The sequence below is a fragment of the Leptospira yasudae genome, assembly GCF_003545925.1.
Lineage (GTDB): Bacteria > Spirochaetota > Leptospiria > Leptospirales > Leptospiraceae > Leptospira > Leptospira yasudae.
The window spans coordinates 256,643-277,160 of the sequence record NZ_QHCU01000002.1 but is presented as its reverse complement, the minus strand read 5'-3'; the positions used below and the strand labels follow the sequence as shown (position 1 = coordinate 277,160).

General features: G+C 44.9%; 18 protein-coding genes, 1 rRNA gene and 1 other RNA gene. 3 read left to right on the top strand and 17 right to left on the bottom strand.

Annotated features, from left to right (window positions below):
* Positions 1 to 35 precede the first annotated feature (35 nt).
* The 10 genes from mnmE to DLM76_RS06400 form a co-directional block, all read right to left on the bottom strand.
* On the bottom strand, positions 36 to 1,406 hold the full coding sequence (gene mnmE, locus DLM76_RS06445) for a tRNA uridine-5-carboxymethylaminomethyl(34) synthesis GTPase MnmE (protein WP_118964712.1): 1,371 nt from the start codon (positions 1,404 to 1,406) through the stop codon (positions 36 to 38).
* Complete coding sequence (gene jag, locus DLM76_RS06440; protein ID WP_118954369.1) at positions 1,399 to 2,109, bottom strand: RNA-binding cell elongation regulator Jag/EloR; 711 nt, start codon at positions 2,107 to 2,109, stop codon at positions 1,399 to 1,401. The genes mnmE and jag overlap by 8 nt, the downstream gene beginning before the upstream one ends.
* A 43-nt stretch (positions 2,110 to 2,152) precedes the next feature.
* Positions 2,153 to 4,033, bottom strand: a complete 1,881-nt coding sequence (yidC, locus tag DLM76_RS06435; RefSeq protein WP_118964711.1) for a membrane protein insertase YidC — start codon at positions 4,031 to 4,033, stop codon at positions 2,153 to 2,155.
* On the bottom strand, positions 4,023 to 4,268 hold the full coding sequence (yidD, locus tag DLM76_RS06430; RefSeq protein ID WP_118954371.1) for a membrane protein insertion efficiency factor YidD: 246 nt from the start codon (positions 4,266 to 4,268) through the stop codon (positions 4,023 to 4,025). The genes yidC and yidD overlap by 11 nt, the downstream gene beginning before the upstream one ends.
* Positions 4,268 to 4,555 carry a ribonuclease P protein component gene (gene rnpA / locus DLM76_RS06425; protein ID WP_241548206.1) on the bottom strand — a complete coding sequence of 96 codons (288 nt, stop codon included), beginning with the start codon at positions 4,553 to 4,555 and terminating at the stop codon, positions 4,268 to 4,270. The genes yidD and rnpA overlap by 1 nt, the downstream gene beginning before the upstream one ends.
* 40 nt (positions 4,556 to 4,595) lie before the next feature.
* The gene (gene rpmH / locus DLM76_RS06420) at positions 4,596 to 4,757 is read right to left on the bottom strand and encodes a 50S ribosomal protein L34 (protein WP_000828326.1); all 162 of its coding nucleotides are present in this window, start codon (positions 4,755 to 4,757) and stop codon (positions 4,596 to 4,598) included.
* Between the two features lie 241 nt (positions 4,758 to 4,998).
* Positions 4,999 to 5,115 (bottom strand): 5S ribosomal RNA (rrf, locus tag DLM76_RS06415).
* 47 nt (positions 5,116 to 5,162) lie between these two features.
* Positions 5,163 to 6,896 carry an FG-GAP-like repeat-containing protein gene (locus DLM76_RS06410; protein WP_158586371.1) on the bottom strand — a complete coding sequence of 578 codons (1,734 nt, stop codon included), beginning with the start codon at positions 6,894 to 6,896 and terminating at the stop codon, positions 5,163 to 5,165.
* A 370-nt stretch (positions 6,897 to 7,266) separates the two neighbouring features.
* On the bottom strand, positions 7,267 to 9,606 hold the full coding sequence (locus tag DLM76_RS06405) for a hypothetical protein (RefSeq protein WP_118964709.1): 2,340 nt from the start codon (positions 9,604 to 9,606) through the stop codon (positions 7,267 to 7,269).
* 87 nt (positions 9,607 to 9,693) lie between these two features.
* Positions 9,694 to 10,947, bottom strand: a complete 1,254-nt coding sequence (locus DLM76_RS06400) for a valine--pyruvate transaminase (protein WP_118964708.1) — start codon at positions 10,945 to 10,947, stop codon at positions 9,694 to 9,696.
* A 128-nt stretch (positions 10,948 to 11,075) separates the two neighbouring features.
* Between DLM76_RS06400 and DLM76_RS06395 the strand changes: the two genes are divergently transcribed.
* On the top strand, positions 11,076 to 12,974 hold the full coding sequence (locus tag DLM76_RS06395) for an adenylate/guanylate cyclase domain-containing protein (protein WP_118964946.1): 1,899 nt from the start codon (positions 11,076 to 11,078) through the stop codon (positions 12,972 to 12,974).
* Between the two features lie 19 nt (positions 12,975 to 12,993).
* Here DLM76_RS06395 and DLM76_RS06390 read toward each other — a convergent pair whose 3' ends face one another.
* Both DLM76_RS06390 and ssrA read right to left on the bottom strand, forming a co-directional pair.
* On the bottom strand, positions 12,994 to 13,644 hold the full coding sequence (locus tag DLM76_RS06390) for a DsbA family oxidoreductase (protein ID WP_118964707.1): 651 nt from the start codon (positions 13,642 to 13,644) through the stop codon (positions 12,994 to 12,996).
* 179 nt (positions 13,645 to 13,823) lie between these two features.
* Positions 13,824 to 14,173, bottom strand: a transfer-messenger RNA (tmRNA) gene (gene ssrA / locus DLM76_RS06385).
* Between the two features lie 171 nt (positions 14,174 to 14,344).
* Between ssrA and DLM76_RS06380 the strand changes: the two genes are divergently transcribed.
* On the top strand, positions 14,345 to 14,566 hold the full coding sequence (locus tag DLM76_RS06380) for a hypothetical protein (RefSeq protein ID WP_118954376.1): 222 nt from the start codon (positions 14,345 to 14,347) through the stop codon (positions 14,564 to 14,566).
* Positions 14,567 to 14,609: 43 nt separating this feature from the next.
* Here the strand turns inward: DLM76_RS06380 and DLM76_RS06375 are convergent, their stop codons facing one another.
* The 3 genes from DLM76_RS06375 to DLM76_RS06365 form a co-directional block, all read right to left on the bottom strand.
* Positions 14,610 to 15,479 (bottom strand): hypothetical protein, encoded by an 870-nt coding sequence (locus DLM76_RS06375; protein WP_118964706.1) that lies wholly within the window; start codon positions 15,477 to 15,479, stop codon positions 14,610 to 14,612.
* A 103-nt stretch (positions 15,480 to 15,582) separates the two neighbouring features.
* Positions 15,583 to 16,953 carry an LIMLP_03685 family anti-sigma factor gene (rsx, locus tag DLM76_RS06370; RefSeq protein ID WP_118964705.1) on the bottom strand — a complete coding sequence of 457 codons (1,371 nt, stop codon included), beginning with the start codon at positions 16,951 to 16,953 and terminating at the stop codon, positions 15,583 to 15,585.
* Between the two features lie 9 nt (positions 16,954 to 16,962).
* Positions 16,963 to 17,487, bottom strand: coding sequence for an RNA polymerase sigma factor (locus tag DLM76_RS06365; protein ID WP_118954379.1), 525 nt, complete (start codon positions 17,485 to 17,487; stop codon positions 16,963 to 16,965).
* 651 nt (positions 17,488 to 18,138) lie between these two features.
* Here DLM76_RS06365 and DLM76_RS06360 point away from each other — a divergent pair.
* Positions 18,139 to 18,387: a DUF433 domain-containing protein gene (locus DLM76_RS06360; RefSeq protein ID WP_118954380.1), complete on the top strand. Its 249-nt coding sequence runs from the start codon at positions 18,139 to 18,141 to the stop codon at positions 18,385 to 18,387.
* A 59-nt stretch (positions 18,388 to 18,446) separates the two neighbouring features.
* Here DLM76_RS06360 and DLM76_RS06355 read toward each other — a convergent pair whose 3' ends face one another.
* Together DLM76_RS06355 and DLM76_RS06350 are read right to left on the bottom strand one after the other, a co-directional pair.
* On the bottom strand, positions 18,447 to 18,974 hold the full coding sequence (locus DLM76_RS06355; protein ID WP_118954381.1) for a NuoI/complex I 23 kDa subunit family protein: 528 nt from the start codon (positions 18,972 to 18,974) through the stop codon (positions 18,447 to 18,449).
* Positions 18,961 to 20,418: an NADH-quinone oxidoreductase subunit G gene (locus DLM76_RS06350; protein WP_118954382.1), complete on the bottom strand. Its 1,458-nt coding sequence runs from the start codon at positions 20,416 to 20,418 to the stop codon at positions 18,961 to 18,963. Before DLM76_RS06350 ends, DLM76_RS06355 begins: the two co-directional genes overlap by 14 nt.
* Positions 20,419 to 20,518 lie beyond the last annotated feature (100 nt).

The window sequence follows — 20,518 nt, the reverse complement described above, 5'->3', positions numbered from 1 at the left end:
ATATTTTTGAAATCAGGCAGTGCGACCATAACATTTCATTTGCCTACGCAGAACTTACTGAAGATTCTCCCCAAAATTTCCTCGGTGTCCACTCTACCGTTCACCTCTCCGATTTCGGAAAGGGCATAGTCTATTTCTTTGATATAAATTTCCGCGGGAGCGCCTTCTTCGATCAGACGAAGCGTATTGTCGAGACAACGAACGATGGTTTCGAAATGATAACGCTGCCTTTCTTCCAAAAGGACATAATCTTCCGAATGCCCCATCGTTCCGGCCCTTTCTTTGATCGCCCCGAGAAGAATCGAAATTCCCTCTTTGGTTTTGCAGGAAATTTCGCAGATCGTCAAATCGCGCACTTCCGAAAACAAACTCGGATTCCAGGAAGAATTTCGAATGTCTATTTTGTTTGCGACAAGAATCGATCCTTGGAGACGATCCTTCGTCTTGGTTATAAATTCTTTCCAATCCTCTTGTTTAGAAGTATCGACGAGGAAGAGGCGAATGTCCGCCGATTGAAATTCTTTCTCACTTCGCTCGATACCGAGCTTTTCGATGCGGTCCGTCGTTTCACGCACACCGGCCGTGTCGACGAGACGAACCGGAATTCCTTCGAGAAGAATTTCTTCGCTGATATAATCCCGGGTTGTTCCGGGAATTTCGGAGATGATGGAACGGTCCTTTCCGAGAAGGACGTTCATCAAACTCGACTTGCCCGTGTTCGGTTCTCCATAAAGAACAATTCGAAGTTGTTGAATCAATTTTTCCGCGGAGTCGGATTTGCGGATCACGGTTTGACAAAGAGTTTTGACTTTATCGATGCGCGCCTTTCTTTCTTCCAAAGACTCGTAAGTAAGATCTTCGGTGGAGAAGTCGATCTCCGCTTCACATTCCGCTTTGAGAGAAATCAACTGACTTCTCAGATTGGAAGTGAAACGGGAAACTTCTCCGAACACGTTTTTTTGCGCGAGTTCCAATTCGAAACGGGAACGCGCGGAGATCAATCTTCCGATCGCCTCCGCTTCGGTTAGATCCAATTTTTCATTTAAGAATGCTCTGCGTGAAAATTCTCCCTGCTTAGCGGGACGCGCACCCGCGCGGAAGATGGCGTCTAACGCTTCTCTTAACAAAATCGGATTACCGTGAAAATGAAATTCGCAGAGATCCTCGCCGGTATAAGAATTCGGAGCCTTGAAATAAAAGAACAGGATTTGGTCGACCTTGCGATCGCCGATTTGAAAAACGCATTGAATCGCGGTTCTCGGTTGAATATCGGAAGGAGAAAGAAATTTGTTTTTTGAAAAAAGAAAAGAGGAAGAGATCGTGAGCGCCTCCGGCCCGGACATTCGGATAATTCCGATCGCACCGGACCCGGAAGCTGTTGATACTGCAGCTATCGTATCATTCAAAGTTCGCTTCTTCGAGAAGGTCGTTGTTCGGACCTTTCTCAGCAACGTCTTTGTATTTGTGTTTGTCTTTCATAGGAATGACCCTTACTTTTTTGTAAGTGCCGTTTCCTTCGGATCTTGTGAAAACTTTTTCGTTCTCTTGAAGAGCCATGTGAATGATTCTTCTTTCGAAAGGATTCATCGGTTCCAGAAGTTTCGACTTTCCGGTTTTAGCGACGGTTGCCGCCACGGATTTCCCGAGACGAACGAGAGAAAGTTCTCTTTTGTCTCTATAAGATTCGATATCCAGAACGATTTTTCTTCCGTGTCTGATCTTGGAATCGACCATCAGGTTGAAAATGAATTGAAGAGCGTCTAACGTAGCTCCTCTTTTACCGATCACGAGTCCGGATTCTTTGCTCGCAATTTCGACGTAGATCTTTCCGTCGACGTCGCCCATTCCGACTACTTCGGCTTCGATTCCCATCTTTTTCAAAACGGTGAGGACGACTCCGTGAATGATCTTCTCCGCGGGAAGATCCCGGGAAGTAACGTAAGCCCGAACGACCGCGGGTTTCTTTTGGGAGATTCCGAAAAAGCCGCCTTTTCCGGAATCGACAGTTTCAAAACGAACCTCGTCCGAATTCAATCGGAGAGTTTTGAGAGTGTACTCTTCGGCTTCGGACTTCGATTTAGCCTCGGCTTCAAAGATGTAATTTTCCATGTGTTTATCCTCGATAATGAGTTCGTTGTGTCGCGATCCGCGATCAGGCCTTCGCCTTTTTCTTTTCTTCGGTTTTCTTTAAGTGATTTGTAATCCACTGCTGACCGATGGAAAGAATGTTCTGGAAAGTCCAATAGAGAGTAACTCCGGAAGGCATGTTCCAGAAAATGTAAAGCATCATCACCGGCATTACGTAAAGAAGAACCTTTTGATTCGGATCCATGGATACGGAAGTCATTCTCGTTTGAAAAATCTGTGTTCCGACCATCAAAAGAGCGAGAAGGTTCAGGCCGATTCCTGTTTGAGTGAAATAAGGAATCGCCGGTGAAGTCCAGATTACGTCCGGTTCGCTGAGATCTTTGACCCATAAGAAAGGTGAGTTCCAAAGATCTATTGTATCAGAGAACGCGGTATAAAGTGCGATAAAAATCGGAATTTGGATCACCATAGGAAGACAACCGCCCACAGGGTTTACGTTATTCTTCTTATAAAGCTCCATGGTTTTTTGCTGACGCAACTTCGGATCGTTCGCGAATTTTTCGTTGATCGTCTTGAGTTGAGGACTGAGTTCCTGCATCTTCTTCATGCTATCCGCTTGTTTCTGATTCAAAGGATAGAAGACGAGTTTGAAAAGAATCGCGAAGATGATGATGCTCCATCCGTAGTTCGGGACGGTAAAACGGTAGATTTGTTTCAAGACCCAGATGATTCCGTTTCGGAAAGGAGTGGTGATCCCTTGATTGAAGGATTTGTTCAGATCGGAGCTCAGACCGGCAAACGGACTATTCTTGGCTTGGTTCGGGTCCAGTTCGGGATTTTTAAAAACCATTCCCACACTTTCTCTGATTCCAACGTAAGAAGCGAAATCAAGAACGTAGGTTTCTCCCGGACTCAGAGAAATATTATCATATACTAATACGGCTCCGCTTTCGTTTTTCGGTCTGTTGTCCAGAACCACGCCTTGCGCTTTGTGATCGAGAGGATCGGCCACCGCGATAAAATAACGGGAACCGGTTCCCGCAAAGTCCACGCCTTCCGGGCTCGTTTTTAAACTGAAGGATTCGTCCGCTCCGGAATTTCCGGTAAAGAAGTTTCCGACGGAAGACCAAAATCCTACCGAAGAACTTCCGTCTAACGTATCGTTAAACGAACCGCCCAAATGGTAGAAACGGAAGAAGTTGGCGGTGTCTCTGTCGTTCAAAGGTCTGTCTTTCGGAAACGGCCCGAGACTTCCGAACGTTCTTAAATACTGAGTCGTTTTCGGAGAAGCGAAAGCCAGTTTCTCCCTGGTTAAGTTCGTGATGGAAAAGGAAACTTTGAAGTAGTTTTCGTTGTTAAAAAAGCGGAACGTTTTTTTCAGCTGAAGCGTTTTGTCGGGCGAGATCGCGGTGAACACGACGGATTGATTCGCTTTATTTTCTTCCATAGAAAACAAAACCTGATTCCATTCCGAATCGGGAAGACCGTTTAAGGAATCCGTAAAGTTGAAATCAAAACCTTTCTCTCTGGATAATTCGACGCCTTGATACGTTTTGCCGTCGATGGTGAGAGTTTCGGGATTTTTGCGGGCGACTTGGACCGTATGTCCGTCGGAACCCACATAGTCTTTCACATAAAACTTGGAGATTCTACCGCCTAAAGAGCTGAATTCTACGATATAAGAATCGGTTACGACTAACGTCTTTTTAGCGTCGGAAGGAACTACCTTCGTCTCCTTAACGGGAGCGGTTATTTGGGATTCTTTTTTCGGTTCGTTCGGAGCAGGATCCGTCTTTTTCGTTTCGGAAGGTTTATCGGAATTCGCTTCCTTTGTTTCCGGAGTCTTTTTCGGAGGATTGGAAGGGAAGAAAAAATAATTCACTCCCATCCAGATTCCCATACTGAGAATCAAAGCTAAAAACAATCTACTTTGTCTATCTTCCATGAGTCAGGTTCGTCCTTTTAGTGTTAGGTGGTAAGGGATCTTCAAACCCTCTGGAGAGAGGGTTACATCTCAAAATTCTCCAAATACTCAACTGCAATGCGCGGAAAAATCCGTATTCTTGAAATGCTTGCGCTGCATATTCGGAACAAGAGGGTGTAAAACGACAGGCGGGCGGGAGTAAAGGAGAGATCAGCTTTTTGTACAGCTGAATCAGTTTGATTGCAAGTCGGTTCATCAGATTCGGTTGATTAGAGAGACCAGAATCTTAACCAGCTCCCCGTGGTTGAGATCCAAAATTTCTTTTTTGGCTAGTATCGCGATATCAAAGCCTTTAAGAAAGTTCTTCTCTTCCTCGTATATGACCGATCTGAGTTTCCTTTTGATCCGATTTCTTTGAACCGCAGTCTTTACCGTACGCTCGGGACAATAAAGAAAACGATTCTTGGATAAGGAATTGGGAAGATATACTAGAACGATCGGGAAGCGGGAGACTCTTTTTCCAGCCTTAAAAAGAGATTGGATCTCCTTCCTGGATTTTAACGTCTCTTCGATGACTTAATTCTTAGTATTTTTTACCGAGTTTTTCGTCGGATACAGTCAGTTTGTATCTGCCCTTCTTTCTTCTGCGTGAAAGAACTTTTCTTCCACCTGCAGTCGCCATTCTCGCGCGAAATCCGTGGGTTCTCGCTCTTTTAACTCGGCTGGGCTGGTAATTTCTTTTCATAATTATCCCTGATTGGCATTAATGATTGCGTTTTTCTTCTTTCGGGAAAAATCCAATGCTCTTTCCATACAGAAGCTTTCTGAAAAAGGTCCAAGTCAACCTATTTCACACGATCGGTGTGAGTTTGTCCGAATCGGGATTTCTATTCTTTGAAATTCAGGGAAAGGAAACCGCCCTGAGGGAAGGCCCGAACGACCGGAGGAGAATTGTCAGAATCAATCCTCTGTCCAAGAACAAGAAAACCCGGCAACGTCCTACTCTCCCATGCAGCGAACCACACAGTACCATCAGCGATGAGAGGCTTAACTTCCGTGTTCGGGATGGGAACGGGTGTGGCCCTCTCTCTATAGTCACCGGGAATCTTGAGGTCAGGTTCGCGTACCGATATCTGCCGTCAACCTAATTTTAAGAAAAAAGTTCAAAGAATTCTTTTCGCCAAAATAAAAACGGCTCTATGAATTCGATCCATTCTATCCTCCATCGGAGAAAATTTGATTCTATGTTCGAAGCGATTGAATAGCCGAATTGGCTGAGAGGTTCTCCGTTGAGAATGGTGGAGGCAAAAACGGCCGCGGTATTCGGAATGCCTGCCGAAGTTCCTGAAAACAAATACGCCCTACCTTGGTTTGTGGAATAACCGTAGGCTCCTATACATGCGTCGGAATATCCGTCTCCGTTCGGATCGGCAAACGAAACGAAAATCCCGAATTGATCGCCGGCGTTTTCACCGTTAAAGATCGTGTTTGGCGTTCCACCTGCGGAAAGATTTTGAGTCGATATTCCCGAAGCTCCTGAAGAATGAAATACGAATCCGTTCCCTTGCAACAATCCGTATGCGCCTACCAGCGCGTCTTGATATCCGTCGCCGTTTGCATCGCCTAAGGCAACGGCGATTCCAAAAAAACCCGCACCGGCTTGCCCCGTAAAAACTGTATTCGCGGTTCCTGTTGCCGAAAGGTCTTGGCTTGCAATTCCGGAAGGACCGTTCGAATGAAACACGTAAGCCCTGCCCTGATTTGCGGAATACGATCTCGCGCCGATCAACACGTCTTCGGGACCGTCCCCGTTGACGTCTCCGACTGCAACGGAAATTCCGAACTGCGTCGCGCTTTCTCCGATCAAAAGAGTATTAGAAATTCCTGATGAACCTAAGTTCTGACTCGCGATTCCCGAGGCGCCGTTCGAATGAAAAATATACGATCTGGAAATTCCATCGGCTCCGACTAAGACATCGGAATAACCGTCCCCGTTTATATCTCCCGAAGAAACCGCTATTCCGAATCGATTGTTGATGGCCGCTCCGATCAAGGTTGTCTGTGCGGATGCGACCGCCGCGGTCGGAACTCCGGCGCTTCCGGAAGAATGAAAGACATCGACTCTTCCCTGCGAAGTACTGTAACCGTACGAACCGACGATGACGTCTTCAAACCCGTCCCCGTTGACGTCTCCCGTCACGATGGAACCGCCGAAAAAAACGGCGGATCCGGCGGTCAAGGTGGAAGTAGGAGAAGCTCCGGTTGCGATTCCCGAGCTTCCACCCGAATGATAAATGTAAACCGCATCGGCTCCCGCACTCGGAGCGCTCACGATCGCATCCCCATAACCGTCTCCGTTGACATCCCCCAGAGTTACGGACCAGCCGTATTGCCCTCCCACCACGACGGACGATAAACTCGTGTTAGCTGCCGTCGCCGCCTGTGAAAGAATTCCCTGTTCGGAGCCGTGAAAGATATAAACCTTCCCATTGCCTCCGCTGTATTGATTGGCTCCTACGATCAAATCGGGAAAGCCGTCGCCGTTTACGTCCTGATTGTTTCCTTTTCGGACCGTGATCCCGTTGATAGAAGCGAATAGCGAGGATCGAACCGCGATCCAATGTTTCGTATTTTGTTTCCAAATCGCGGAACCGGTAGGAAGCGCAAACGTCCATGTCGTTCCGGAAACGGTCGCCGGTAAAAAAGGCCCTCCGTCCACGGAAACTTCCGCCGTTGATGCGAATGGAGCCGTATTTCCCGTCAGAAACCCCGAATGCAGCGTTCCCATATTTTGAACGTTCCGAATCGTAGGCGCGGCACATCCCGGAGTTTGTCCCATCATACATTGAAGAATTACGTTTTCATAATAGGGAGAAGAACTCATATCTCCCGGATTAAAACTTTTTATGCGATCGCATCCGAACAAAAAAAGAATCGAGCAAAAAAGAAGGATGTTGAATTGTTTGGCGAAAAGCGAAGAATTCGCCTCGAAGAACCGAAGATGCGTCTGAAATTGTCTAACAGACGTTTGTCGAAAAATTGCCAAAAGGGAATTCATTATAATATTTTTCAGCTTAAAACGAACGGATAGAAACTGCACGATTAAATCTGAAAATCGTTGCGGCCTTTAGTCAATAAATATTCATGGCACAAGTGCGACAAAGACAAAACGGAACAATCCGCAACGGATCGTTTATTCCAAAATTAGAGCCTCTAAAGAGCGAAAATCGAACGACTCGGACGATGTTGTCGTATTATTTTTTCTTCCGGCTCGGCAGATATTTGTAATATTCGACTTCGATCGTGTTAATTAGAAAAGTATAATATTTTACGAGCTTCTTATCGTATTTTTTCTTCTGAGCCTCGTTGCGCAAAAACTCGGAAATCTGATCGCGGATCAAAGGAGCTTTTAAGTCGTTGTGGCTGAGAATGATGGAACCGGGCATTCCTTGCGGCACGATATCGTCCGGAATGAGGATCGTAGCGGAGTTTTGCAACAAAGCGTATTCGATCGTGGAAGCCACTTTGTCGTCGTCCTTCTCCGTTTTGAGATGAGCCACACTGTTTCGAATGTTATCGAGGTTTTCGAAAATCTTTTTACGCAGCGAGCGAGAATCATGAATCTTATCGGTGATCTTCGTAAATCTGCTCGGAAATACGAAACGTTCTGCGCCTTTTGCGATCAAACTCACTTTCTTTTCTTTCGGAGTTTCGCCTTTGGATTGAAAGTGTTCGTCCTCGGAATCGTCTCCGGAATAATAGCCGTCCGAAGAAGAGGAAGTCATCGAACCGTATTCTCCCTTAAAGCCGGAACCGAGCGACGCCGAAGAACTTCCGTTGGTGAGAATGTCCGATTTTTCCTTGTCTCTAAAATAAAACGCGATCATCAAACCGAGAAACAAACTTACTGGAATTCCCACGAATAAGATTCCGGTCGTTTTAAAATGTACGGAAGCGATCAAGAATAAGATCATGCTCGCGACAAAACCGAGCATTCCCATCGGAAGATTGAACTTCTTCGCAAACTCTTGGGAGCGTTGTTTTTCCGCTTCCAATTGTTCCATCGCTTGAATGCCTTGCTGCAGTTTTACGATGTTCTCCGCTTTGAGTTTTGCGTTTAATCCGGGATGTTTCGGATTGCTCAGGCTTGCGTTGATTTCCCGCGCGATCTCGAGATCCTTTTGATACGCCGGATTGCTCGTGGCCATACCGCTGAGTTTATGAAGAACAGCGGCCATATAACCCGGATCGACCGCGTAGATTTCCACGGTTTGATCCGGTTTTTGAACTTCCTTCATCGCGTATTGAGCGGTAATATCGCGTTTCAGTTCTTCGATCAAAGACGGATAACGCGACTCGTCGAGTAGCCCGGACGATTTCAATTTTTGCTCGGGAGAAAAACGGTATAAGGTTTGCTGTTCGAGAGTGTTTTCCGCGATCTTATTCAGGAGTCTCGACTTCAAAGATTTAAAAACGTTTTCCTCTTTTCGTTCGACAAGTCTGTCTTTTTCTTCCATCAACTTGGAAAGAATTTGGATCGAGAGTCTGCAAGTTTCCGAGACCTTCTTGCCCAACTCGTCCGTTTCGCGATCGAACGGATAATCGTTGATCAACGAAATCAGCGCTTTGACTTTTTCGCTGTTTTGTTTTCTTCCGGGTTCGACCATTTGAATATGAGTCTGTTCGAATTCTGCGATTCGAGTTCCGAATAAACTATAACCCGCTCTCGCACTGAGTTCCTTCAAATACGGAATCGCGAATTTTTCAAGAGCGTCCGCCTGACAACGATAATGCGCGATGACTTCGGGTTGATTCACGTAAGAACCGTCCGGATTCAACTGAAGATCGTCCAAAATAAGATGGTAGTCGGGAAGAATCTTCATCACGTAATTCTTCTTATTCGCATACGTGAGAAAGTCCCGTAAAAAATCCATCATCGGAATATAACTGTAAGGTTGAAAACCGCGTTTTAACAAAGTCGAGAATTCCGCTTCGAGCGAAGCCAGCTTCGGAAAAAGCCAATTCTTGCCCGCTTTATTTTTATGAAGCAGAAACGCGCCCGGATTATCTTCATCGGGAAGTTTCGGTCTTTTAGCGCGGTTCTGAAGAATGAGATCGATCATCTCTTCGGAGAATTCAAAACACGCGACTCGATACGGAGTTACGTCCGTCTTCGCTTCCTTTTGCGGACTTGCGATCGCGATGCGCGCAAGAACCTTCGCACCGTTTCGAACCAAAAACGGATAGATATACGCGGATTTGTTTTTCCCTTTTTTCTCGTAGTCGACCAATTGACGCAACGCCATGTCTACGCTCGGAGGGGATTTGGCCTGTTCGCTTAGGTTTCTATATTTATTTAAGAGTTCGGCAAGCTTGTCTAACGTGAGAAGGTAAGAAGGGTGAATGCTTTTGGAACCGTGCTTTTCCGTTTTTTTATGCCAGTCCCTAAGTTCGTCCAGAATACAACGGGCGGTCGCGGATAATCCTACGGCGCCTTCGTTTAAAAAAATGTAATCCGGAGTGAGGGACTGGATTTCAACCGGCTTACTCGCCGCCAGTTCCTCAAAGCTTATGTCCTGTTCCGTGTCTTCCATGCTTCCTATTCAATCAACAAAGCGGTTCTTTTCGGTTGAACCGTTCTCAGTATCCAGTGTTCCACTTTCAAGGGCTGGACGAAACCTTTATTTGGAGAATTTTTCCAATACCCGTCCGATTCTTATGATACCCTCTTCAATCTCTTTGTCGTCTCGAACAAAGCTCAATCGAAAACATTCTTCACTGTGTTTCCAACTCGGATCGGCTCCGGGGAAGAAGGTTTTTCCGGGAACGATGATCACTCCCGCCTCTTTAAGAATCGGATAAAGATCGTTAAAGGGCAAAGATAAATTCTTAACCCAGATCCAAAGAAAGAAAGCGCCTTCGCTTTGATGAATTCGGTAATCGATCTTGGAACTCCAGCGGTTTAGAATCGTTTCCTGCGCGAAAAGCGATTTCTTTTGATAAAAAGGAAGGATCACTTTTTCACATAGGTCTTTCCATTTACCGCTTCGAAAAAGATCCAATGCGATAAATTGTCCGGGACTCGCGCTCGTTAAATTGATAACCGAATTGGCCCTCTGCAACATCGAGATCGTCTCGGGATCTCCTAAAACGAAACCGGTGCGGACTCCGGGAAGGCCCAGCTTGGAAAGACTGAATCCTTGAATCATTCCGGGTTTATGCACGAAAGAATTCTTCCCAAAGACGACGTTTGGAAACGGAAACCCGTACGCGTTGTCGACGAGCAAAGGAATTCCTGCGTTATTCGCCTTTGTGATCAAAAATTCCAATTCCTGATCCGTGATTACGTTGCCCGTTGGATTCGTGGGGCGTGACACGCAGATGCAACCCGCTTGTTCGGCCCATTTCGAAACGGAGTCGAACTTTTCCGCGTCGATAAAATATTTATAATACCGATCTCCGATTTCCCGAATCACGGGAGAAAAGGACAAAAACGAATCTTCCTCCAAAGTTTGATCCGTATAACCGATGTATTCCGGTAGAATCGGAAAGAGAATTTTCTTCCGGTTTCCGTTGCCGAAATTTCCCGAAAAAAAGTTCAATAAAAAGTAGAAAGCGTTCTGGCTTCCGTTCGTAATCGCGATTTGATCCTTGTCGATAACGGTTCCGGATTCCTCCGATAAAATCGATGCGATCGTTTCTCTCAATTCGAGAACGCCCGAAGGAGATTCGTAACTTCCGAGAATTCTTCCCATGCTCCCCGATTCGAGTAGTTTGGAAACGATTTCCCTCCAGACCTCGTTCACTTCCGGAATCAAGGCAGGGTTCCCTCCCCCCAGAAGACAAGAGCCCGGAGGCGGATTTCCGAGATCGTCCATGAGCTGCCCGATTCCCGTTTGTCTCGAAAATTTGTTTCCAAAAAGAGAATATCGCATATCGTACCAAAATTCTTTCGAACTCTAAACCAGGAACTAGAATCTAAACGGAAGAATAAATTTTGTGGATTCTTTTTCGAAGAATTCCAAAACATAAACACACAAAAATCGGGAAGCATAGAATTTATATGGAAATCAATCAGAGTAAAATCAAAGCGTCGGAAATATCGGACCTTACCGATTTTTTAAACCGATATCCTTGGCCGGAAGAATGGAAACGATTCGGAAAGACGATAGACACTTTGTGGGAATTCGAACTCGACGTGAACGTCGAAACGCTTTGGCCATGGCTGATCGATACCTCTTCGTTTAACAAAAGGATCGGAATTCCCGAAATGAAATTCGTCGAAAAGGAGGGAAAACTTTTCGGCCGTTCCAAAAATGCAGGAATTCTAATGGAGTGGGAAGAAGTCCCTTGGGAATGGGAATACTGCAAAGGAATCAACAACGCCAGAATCTACAGCAAGGGTTTGGCGCGTTACGTCCGCACCCGATACGTTCTCGAAAAACTTTCCGAAGAAAAGACGAAACTCATCGTTTACTTCGGATGGGTTCCGAGAGGAATCGTCGGAAAGCTGATTCTTCCGTACGGAATGAAACAGATGTATCAGGAATATCAAAAAGGTCTCGCGGGACTTTTACAAGACATTGAAACGAGACAGAAAAACGAAGCCGCGCTCCTTCTGAATAAAAATTCGAAACAATCCTCTCCGATCGCCGAAAGCCTGAAGTTAAAGCAGATCAAAACCAATCTTTTGCGCGAGGGAATCGACGAAGCCTTGCTTGATCGAGTGATTCATTATATTCTCTCCGAAGACGAAAACGAACTCTATCGAATTCGGATTAAAAAGTTGGCGATGGAATGGAAGATTCCGGTCGAAAGTCTTCTCCTTTTATTCTTACACGGTTGCAGACAAGGTTTGTTCACGCTTTCCTGGGACGTAATCTGTCCGCATTGCAGAGGAGTTCGATCCGAGCTGTTCAATCTAGGCGACGTTCCCACGCAGGATTCCTGCGAAGTTTGCGGAATCGATTTCGAATCCACGAAACTCAACTCGATCGAAGTTACGTTCCACGTTCATCCTTCGATTCGGGAAGTGCAGAAGCGATTTTTCTGCGCGGCGGAACCGTCGACAAAAACGCATATCCGATTTCAAAGAACGATTCAACCCGGAAGCGAGTATATTACGAATTTATTGTTGAACGACGGCGTATATCGTCTGCGGATCGCGGGAGAAAAAAAATACAATCTTTTGGAACTGCAACCCTCTTCGGCTGAATCGATCCGATGGACCGTGGATCAATCGGCGGAAGAACTCACCGCAAAACCGATGCCTACGGTTCAAATCTTCAACGCGGAAAATTCGCCTCGAACTTTTATCATCGAAGAAAGAAAAGAGGATGCGATCGGACTCAGACCGGTCGAGCTGTTCAACTTTCAGGATTTTAGGGATTTATTTTCGGAACAGGCGATCGCATCGGATCTGCAGCTGGACATCGGGGTTCAGACGATTCTTTTTACGGACATCGTGGGCTCGACCCGATTCTACCTGACCGAAGGGGACAACGGTGCGTTTAAAGAAGTACGGGAACATTTCGTACAAGCGTTCCGAATCATCAAAGAACACAGAGGCGCCGTGGTAAAAACGATCGGGGACGCGGTGATGGCGTCTTTTTCCAGCCCGTTGGATTCTTTATTGGCCTCGATCGAATTGCAAAAAGTATTTCAAGTAACGCCGGAAAATCGGATTCAGATCCGCATCAGCATCCACTCTGGTCAATGTCTTGCCGTGAATTTAAACAGCAATATCGACTACTTCGGAAATACGGTGAACTACGCGTCGAAATTACAGGGAATCACCGACGCAGGGGAAATCGCGTTTTCCGAAGCGATCTTTCGCGACGGAGAAATCCGAAACTACTTGAAAACCTCGGGAATGAAAGTGAAAAAAGTTCCCTTCAAACTCCCGTGGTCCCAAGAGGAAGATCCGGCTTACAAACTCGTTCAAGAAAATTCTAAAAATTAGAAAAGTAGAATATTCCAGATTACGAATTCTCTTTTTCCAGTTGGTCGAAAACCTGTAAAAAGAGATTCGTTTCCTGCGCTCCGGAAACCGCGTATTTTTCGTTGAACACGAAAAACGGAACACCTGAAACTCCGAGTTGACGGCCTCTCATTTCGACTTCTTGAATTTCTTGTAAAAGCGCGTCGTCGTTTTTTACGGCTTCCAGGAGGTTCTCGTCCAACCCGGCTTCTTTTAAAGTTTCGGAAATGATGTTCGGATCCGAAAGATTCTTACCGTCCGCAAAAAACTTCTTAAAAAAGAGTTCCGAAAGAACGGAATCCTTTCCGAATTCTTTCGCCTTGCGAACAAGCGCATGTAATAAGAACGTATTGGGTTGATGACCGGCTTGTTCGACGGAAAAAGGAAGCCCGTCCGCAGTCGCGATATCGGCGACTCGTTGAACCATCATCTTAATCCGATCCATCGAACCGAACTTGCGGGTCATGTGAAGAACGCGGTCCTCGCCTTCCGGAGAAAGATCCGGATTGAGCTGAAACGCTCTCCATTCGATTTCAATCGTATCATCAGGATGGGACTTTTTTCGAAGTTCGACGGCGTCCTCTAATCTTTTTTTTCCGATATAACACCACGGACAAACCATGTCCGAATAAACCGCGATCTTAGTTTCCACCTAACCTACTCCAGAAAAAGAATGAAACGCAACCAAAAGGAATGAATCTTCGAAATGATTGCAATGAAATCTTTCTAATCACTCAGACTTGGAGAAAGCCCGCTTGGTTCAAACATAAAGTATCGAAAAGGAAGGATTCTCCTAAAAAAAGAAAAACGGGAAAAAGAAGAAGGAAAGAACTATGGAGACGGCGGGGTTCGAACCCGCGTCCTATTGCGCCCCAAATTAGCCTCTACGTGTGTAGTCTATGTATAAAATTTTGGAAAGAGTTTAACCCACAGACAGGATTCTCTTTCCTATCCGGTCCGAATACAGTCTCTTTTAGGAACCGAAAGCCAAAAGAGCCGCCTCCCGATAAGTGTCAGAACGTTTAGAATTCAGGAGAAAAAACTAAGGTTCCGTAGCAGAGATTAAGCTGCTAAAGCTAATTCGTTATTAGCGGTTATTGTTTGAAGGTTTTGAGAGGAGCCTACAACCTCTACACGCCACATAATCCCTGGCAACAACAGTCGAAACCAATTTCGTCCCCTGCTGTTCTTTAGTTAGACTGTCAAAACTAAAAAACAAAGCTTCTATCGCAAGTTTTTTATCAAAGAGAGAATTTTCCCGAAAACAAAGATTCTAGTTTAAATTCCGGGAAAAAACCCGAAGTCGTTTGTTAATTTTTTAACTAATACGATAACAAAGAGGTGCATTACTCATGGATCAAATTAAAGAGAAAATTTCTTCGTTCGGAGCGTTCCTTTCCTTTGCAGGCGTTGCTTCTTCGGCATTGAGCTTTTTCAATTACAACTTAAAAATCCTAATGTGGATCGACAATTGGGGAACTGCAACCGGTTGGGCAATCAGAGCCGGATTGATAGTCGTAGGCGTCATTCTCTACTTCGTAGGAAAAATCGGAAGAGACTCCGTAGCCGCTTGATTCTCATCGAGCTGCCGAATCGATCGGCAGCTCTTGCGTCCTTTTAAAAATGATACACGAACGAAAGTCTGGATTCCAGTTCTCCGCCGACTTCGGGACGAAATTTACTTCCCAATCGAATATCAAAAGAACCTTTTTCAACCTTGCTTTGACTTTGCGCCTTCAACTTTGAAGTCATGGAAACGAGCTGGGAAATCGAAAAATCCAGCAACAGAACCGTAATCAAACCCGAAATCGATCGTTCCCTTCCTTCCAAAATTTTATCGCGGGTCGTATAACCGCCGCTAATCGGATCTTTGACGAGAGGAAGATTTTCATAAGCGAAAACCAAACTCGCAAATTGCGGATTGGAAGAAGAAACGCTCGGACTTAAATTGTTATAAGCGATCAAAAGATTTACCGGGTCCTGATAATAACCGGGAGAATGTTTCGAATAGACGGATATCAATTGGACGAGATATAATTCCGTTACGGAAAACAAAGCCCCTACGGCCGGATAACCTAACACGAATAAATTGGACCAGCCCGGAATCAAACTCGGTAGCGATTCTAAGATCGCCCGCTTTGCAATCGCCGATCTGCTTTTCATTGAGAGTTCGGTTTGCGGCTTGTCCGTTGATGATTCTTCGGTTCCGACCTCGTCCACTGCGGTTTCCTTCGATCTATTTTGCCATTGAACCGGAACGGATTTAATCGATTTAACGGAAGAAATCGGAACGTTCAAAATGGTGCCGATTTCCGTTTCGATCTTTACTGTCGATTTTCCCAAAACGGTTTTGACGTTTTTATACTCGATTCCGTTTCGTAAAACGACGATATCCGCAAAAACGCTTTCGGAGTTCGAATAAACCAAGAGAATTATAAAAAGATAAGTTAAGGGAAATTGAATGAATCGGCGACGGATCGTTTGCAAGGGACTTTCAGCTTTTGGAGAAGTTTAAACGATTTTAATCAATTCAGAAACCGCCGAAGAAGTCAAAGGCTTTCTTATCCGGTTTCAAAAATAGGAATTCAAGTTATTCGAAATCGATGGAATCGACCGCGTCGATCGGAAATAAAAGGTTTCCGTCATTCTTCAAAAGAATGTAAAAACTTTCGTGCTGATAGACAAAACCTTTTACCTGCGACCCGTCTTTGAAATGAATAACCCTCTCAATGTCGGGTTGGTTTTTATCTTTGAGAATTTGAATTAAGGCGGTATTGTCGAGTTTTGCGACCAACGACTTCAATTTTTCGACCTTTTTTAGATCGGTCGGTGCAAAACGAACCATCGATTTGAATTTCTCTTCCAAGTCTTTTTCCTGACTCGGAAGAATGTTTTTGATCTTCTTGCTAAGATCGTCGTCCATCGCAAACATCGCGGTTACGCTTTCGTCCCCGAGTTTACGAACGTCCGAATTTAATGCGAAAACGAAATTTTCTTCGAGTTTGACGCCTTTCGCTTTGGCCTCTTCGATACTTTTTTCAAGTGAACGGATCTTCATTAAGCTCGATTCGGGAATTCCTTTCCAAGACAAGGATTGTCCGCGATTGATCTGAACCTTCTTACTCTGAAAAAGAATCGGAAAATTCATCTTTAAAAATTCTTTTTCCTCGCCTGTCAGAGTGTTTGCGGTCTTTTCAAAAGCGATCAAAGGACCGGTTTCGATTTCGACTTTACCGTCTAACACGTCTAATCCGAGTTTTGAATGGGATTCGCTCACTTCTCGGGAATACACGACCTTCGTACCGACCAGAAGCGCACGCACGTCCGGCGAAAGGATTTCAAGTAAACCGTCGGATTCGTTTTGAATCGAATCCACAAGTACGGAGCCTCTTGCCACGTTCAAAGAGGAATACTTTCTATTTCCGTTTAGGGAAACTTCCGTATCGGGAAGCACTCGAACCGCGACACTTTTATTTCCTTCCACTTGAAATTCGCAGATCGAAAAATTACCGGATACGAGCTTACGATTGAGCAGATTCGCTCCCGGTTGAGAAGCTTCTCCGTCAATCTTACAATCGCCGTATGAATTGATAAAAGCCTGTTCCAGCTTCGAATCCGAAAAAGATCCGTAACTCAGCCAAACCACAACACCCGCGATTAAAAGAACGGCGGCGGCCGCAAGACCGGAAGTTAGAGGACGGGACTTAAAAAGGACATTTGGAAATTCTAATATCTTCCCTAAAGAAGCGGGAGCGGACTTTGAAGAAACGGATTCGTTCGGATGAAGCGCATACGAAACAACGGAACTTACTCTCGTAGTAGATTCGTACAAAGAACGGGCTTTCTCATTTTTGAGAATATATTGAAGTAGTTCGCGCTTTCCCTCGGCGTTCAGCTCGCCGTATAGGTATTGCCCCAGTAGGTCTTCAAAACGTTCTATGTTATCTGCTTCTATATTCATGATAGAGTCTTAGAATTGCAGTCCCTGTTTTTCCATTTTTTCTCTAAGTAAAGAGACGGCCGAAATGAGCCTTCTGCTTACGGTTCTTTCGGAAATTCCAAGAGCTTGAGCGGTTTCTTTCAAAGTTTTCCGCTCGAGTTCTTTATATAATATTATACTTTTTTCCGGCTCAGGAAGACTCTGAATTGAATCTTTTATCGCTTTTTCTAAAAAAGCTTTCTCTAAATTTTCCGGAATTTCCGGATTCACTTCTATATCGGTGACCAGATCACCAAGGCTTAGGTTCCCGAATTCTTTTTTCTGCTTATTATAATGCTTGAAATACAAGTTTTTTGCAATCGAGCATGTCCAGGTACTGAACGAAGCGATCTTAGAATCGAATTTATCGAAAAATGTAAACGCTTTTAAGAAGGCTTCCTGCGTCAGGTCTTCCGCAACTTCGGGATCGCTTGAAATCTTTAAAAGAAAGTGATATACGGTTCGGTGGTTTTCCTCGTATAAACTTGAAAAATCTGTAGAATCTGATTGAACCATGGAGAAAAATGCCGGTGAACCGGAGCTTTTTGCAGTTTTTCAGGTAAATTCTGATTCTAAAAGCACAAAAAGAAATTAAAAACCCGGTCATTCATTGCTTCTTTGCTTGAAAACTATGTCAGATTTTCCTCCGATTCCTCCCATTCAGCGGTTTTTACGATTGGTAAAGGCAGATTTTATTATTTGGACCCTTCTCCCATTCTTGTTAGCGGCGCTCCAGTGCTCTCAAGAAGATTTTAAGGCCAATGACAGAAGCTGCTCCTATGATTCAAAACGACAAAGCGAGTGTATCGAAAAAATTATCACCTACTGTTCATTCAGCCAAGCGAGTACGGATAAACCTTTAAACACGATTTGCACGAGTCAGCCCGTGCTGCTTTTATTTTCCTGTATGATAGTTTATCCGGGATGCCCTTCCTCCTCTTCTTCATCCCAATCCTCTGGAAGCTCTTCGAATTGATTGCAATTTATGAATTGGAATTTACGCTATAAGGCGCGACGTCTTTTCCAAAGATTTGCAACGGAAAAATTCTAAAATTTAAAAAAGAAGCAGTATACTCGCTCTTACTTGTTCTTGGAAAAGATACGTTCGTTCCTGCAAAAAAAATTTTCCGTTACAATTTTTACAGGGTCCTATTGTTATAGGAATATATGAGTAACGAAATATTTACTTCGATAGAAACAATCCCAGGTTATCTGGGAGGAAAACCTTTCATTAAGGGAACTGGGGTTCGCGTTTTAGAAATATTAGATCTGCTTTTAGCGGGAATGTCGAGAAAGGGAATTTTACGGGAATATCCGGGAATTTCCAACGACGATATCGATTCGGCGGTTTCATTTTTGGAATCTAAATTGGAAATCGCGAGGCAGAATCAATATCTGAATCAAAAAGTTAGCTGAAGAATTTTATAGGCAGACGTTCTTACAAAGAGATCGTCTGCCTTTGCATCTGAGATTTTTTATTTTCTTTCGCCGATGATCGGCCCGCCTACGAGCTGCATCATTCTTTCTTTGGTAAGAATCAAGTCCTCTCTGTTATCGGTCGCCATCTCACCGGGGCCATCCAAGTAGATCGCGCCCTTCGGACAAGCTTCCTCGCACATTCCGCAAAAAATACAACGCAACAAATCGATCTCGAACTTCTTCGCGTATTTATCTTCCGGATGAAGATGTTGAATCTCGGGAGTAACTTCTCCCGCTTCGATATAAATCGCATCCGCGGGACAAATCCACATACAACAAAAACAGCTCGTGCATCTTTCGCGGCCTTGTTCGTCGCGCTTCATCGTGTGCATTCCGCGAAAGCGCGTGGAATACTTTCTTTTCTTTTCCGGAAATTCGATCGTCACTGCTCTTCTTAAAATCGCGGCTTTGATAAAGTGTTTGAGTGTGATCCAAAGACCCTTTCCGATCGAATAAAAATAAAACTTTTCATACCAGGAAAGTTTATGACGGCTCGCGACGCGTACTACGTTAACGGTTCCCAACGCCGACCTCCTTGCGAGAATCCGCGGATTCTTTTACCAACTCCGCGAGTCTTTGAAAAACGGCGCCGGAACTCAATAAACCTTTCGGCGGTTCCATCGCTTTTTGAAAACGTTGATTCAATCCGTTCTTGTTCGTAAACGAACCGGCTTGCTCCGCAAACGTTTGAATCGGAACTCCATACGAAGCGTCCGCTACGTCCTGCGTTCCATTCGTTTCCAAAACCACAAGCGTCGTGTTGGAAGAAACGGTTGGTAAGAATTCTTTCCGATTTTCCTGAATGACGAAAACCAAATCGATTTCTCCCGATTCGATCGATTTACGGATCGATTCGATTCCTTGAGAAGAAACGAACCCCGCGTCCACCGCGCCTTTCGTGTTTTGCCGTAAATCCGTGGTCATTAAAAAGTCTTTTTGTTCGGGCGCCTTGTATTGAACCGCATCGACCCTCGCTTCTACGATAACCGATTTTCCGAAAGATTCCACGCTTTGCAGGATCGCTTTCAGATTTTCGTTGGATTCTTTGGCACCGCCGAGAACCGCAATTTTGTTCGATTGTCTGATTTTATCCGCGATCGCAGGCAATACGACCGTACTTTCGGAAGCCTTCCCGTTTTGATAATAAGCGAATAGACGGTTTTCGTTCAGCCAATCGATGTCGAAACGTCCTTTGTCGCAGAGGAAATACATATCTTTCTCCTCGTCGATGCGGGGCATATAACGATACATTTTATTGTCTCGCACGTTCGTGGTGACGTTGCAACCGGTGCTGCATCCGTGACAGATCGATTCCGCGTTTTTATACCACCAAACTCTCGATTTGAATAAGGTCTTGTTATTGAGAAGCGCGCCGGTCGGACAAAGATCCGCAAGCGCTCCTTGAAAGTTGTGTTGGATCGGTTCGTTCTTTGCAAGTCCGATGATGGAATGATAGCCTCTTTCGAAAAGACCGAGATTGGATTCTCCCACGATCTCCTCTTCGAAACGGACGCAGCGGTAACAAACGATACAACGATTATGATTGATGATTAAGTTCGTGCCGATTTCTTCCTGAGGAACATTCCGTTTTTCTAATGTAAATCGGGAATTTCCTTTCCCTTCCTGGAAGGCGTTGTCTTGGAGTTGGCATTCTCCGGCTTTATCGCAGACGGGGCAATCCAGAGGGTGATTTGCCAAAAGGAATTCCATCGTTCCTTCGCGCGCCTCTTTGATTCGATCGTTTTTCGTGAAAATGGAGAGGCCTTCCGTAACCTTGGTATTGCAGGCGGCCTGAAGTCGAGGAACCCCTTCGATTTCGATGAGGCACATTCTGCACATTCCTACGATGGAAAGTTTTGGGTGATAACAGAAGAAAGGAATATCGATTCCGACATCTTTAGCCGCTGATATGAGGTTCTTTTTTTCATCCACCTCATACTCGATTCCGTCGATCTTGATTTTTACCATGGAATCATCCTTTTGATTAAACCCGGTACTGGGAAACAATTCTATAGAAACGTACCATTCTCATTCTGGCAACCCGTTTCTAAAAACTTCCACGAACGCC

Excerpts from the sequence above, each read along its gene's own strand:
- yidD (WP_118954371.1), bottom strand. The coding sequence starts at position 4,268 with ATGAACCGACTTGCAATCAAACTGATTCAGCTGTACAAAAAGCTGATC.
- DLM76_RS06405 (WP_118964709.1), bottom strand. The coding sequence starts at position 9,606 with ATGGAAGACACGGAACAGGACATAAGCTTTGAGGAACTGGCGGCGAGT.
- jag (WP_118954369.1), bottom strand. The coding sequence starts at position 2,109 with ATGGAAAATTACATCTTTGAAGCCGAGGCTAAATCGAAGTCCGAAGCC.
- DLM76_RS06400 (WP_118964708.1), bottom strand. The coding sequence starts at position 10,947 with ATGCGATATTCTCTTTTTGGAAACAAATTTTCGAGACAAACGGGAATC.
- DLM76_RS06365 (WP_118954379.1), bottom strand. The coding sequence starts at position 17,487 with ATGGTTCAATCAGATTCTACAGATTTTTCAAGTTTATACGAGGAAAAC.
- DLM76_RS06380 (WP_118954376.1), top strand. The coding sequence starts at position 14,345 with ATGGATCAAATTAAAGAGAAAATTTCTTCGTTCGGAGCGTTCCTTTCC.
- rsx (WP_118964705.1), bottom strand. The coding sequence starts at position 16,953 with ATGAATATAGAAGCAGATAACATAGAACGTTTTGAAGACCTACTGGGG.
- DLM76_RS06395 (WP_118964946.1), top strand. The coding sequence starts at position 11,076 with ATGGAAATCAATCAGAGTAAAATCAAAGCGTCGGAAATATCGGACCTT.
- yidC (WP_118964711.1), bottom strand. The coding sequence starts at position 4,033 with ATGGAAGATAGACAAAGTAGATTGTTTTTAGCTTTGATTCTCAGTATG.
- DLM76_RS06350 (WP_118954382.1), bottom strand. The coding sequence starts at position 20,418 with ATGGTAAAAATCAAGATCGACGGAATCGAGTATGAGGTGGATGAAAAA.
- DLM76_RS06410 (WP_158586371.1), bottom strand. The coding sequence starts at position 6,896 with ATGAGTTCTTCTCCCTATTATGAAAACGTAATTCTTCAATGTATGATG.
- DLM76_RS06360 (WP_118954380.1), top strand. The coding sequence starts at position 18,139 with ATGAGTAACGAAATATTTACTTCGATAGAAACAATCCCAGGTTATCTG.
- rpmH (WP_000828326.1), bottom strand. The coding sequence starts at position 4,757 with ATGAAAAGAAATTACCAGCCCAGCCGAGTTAAAAGAGCGAGAACCCAC.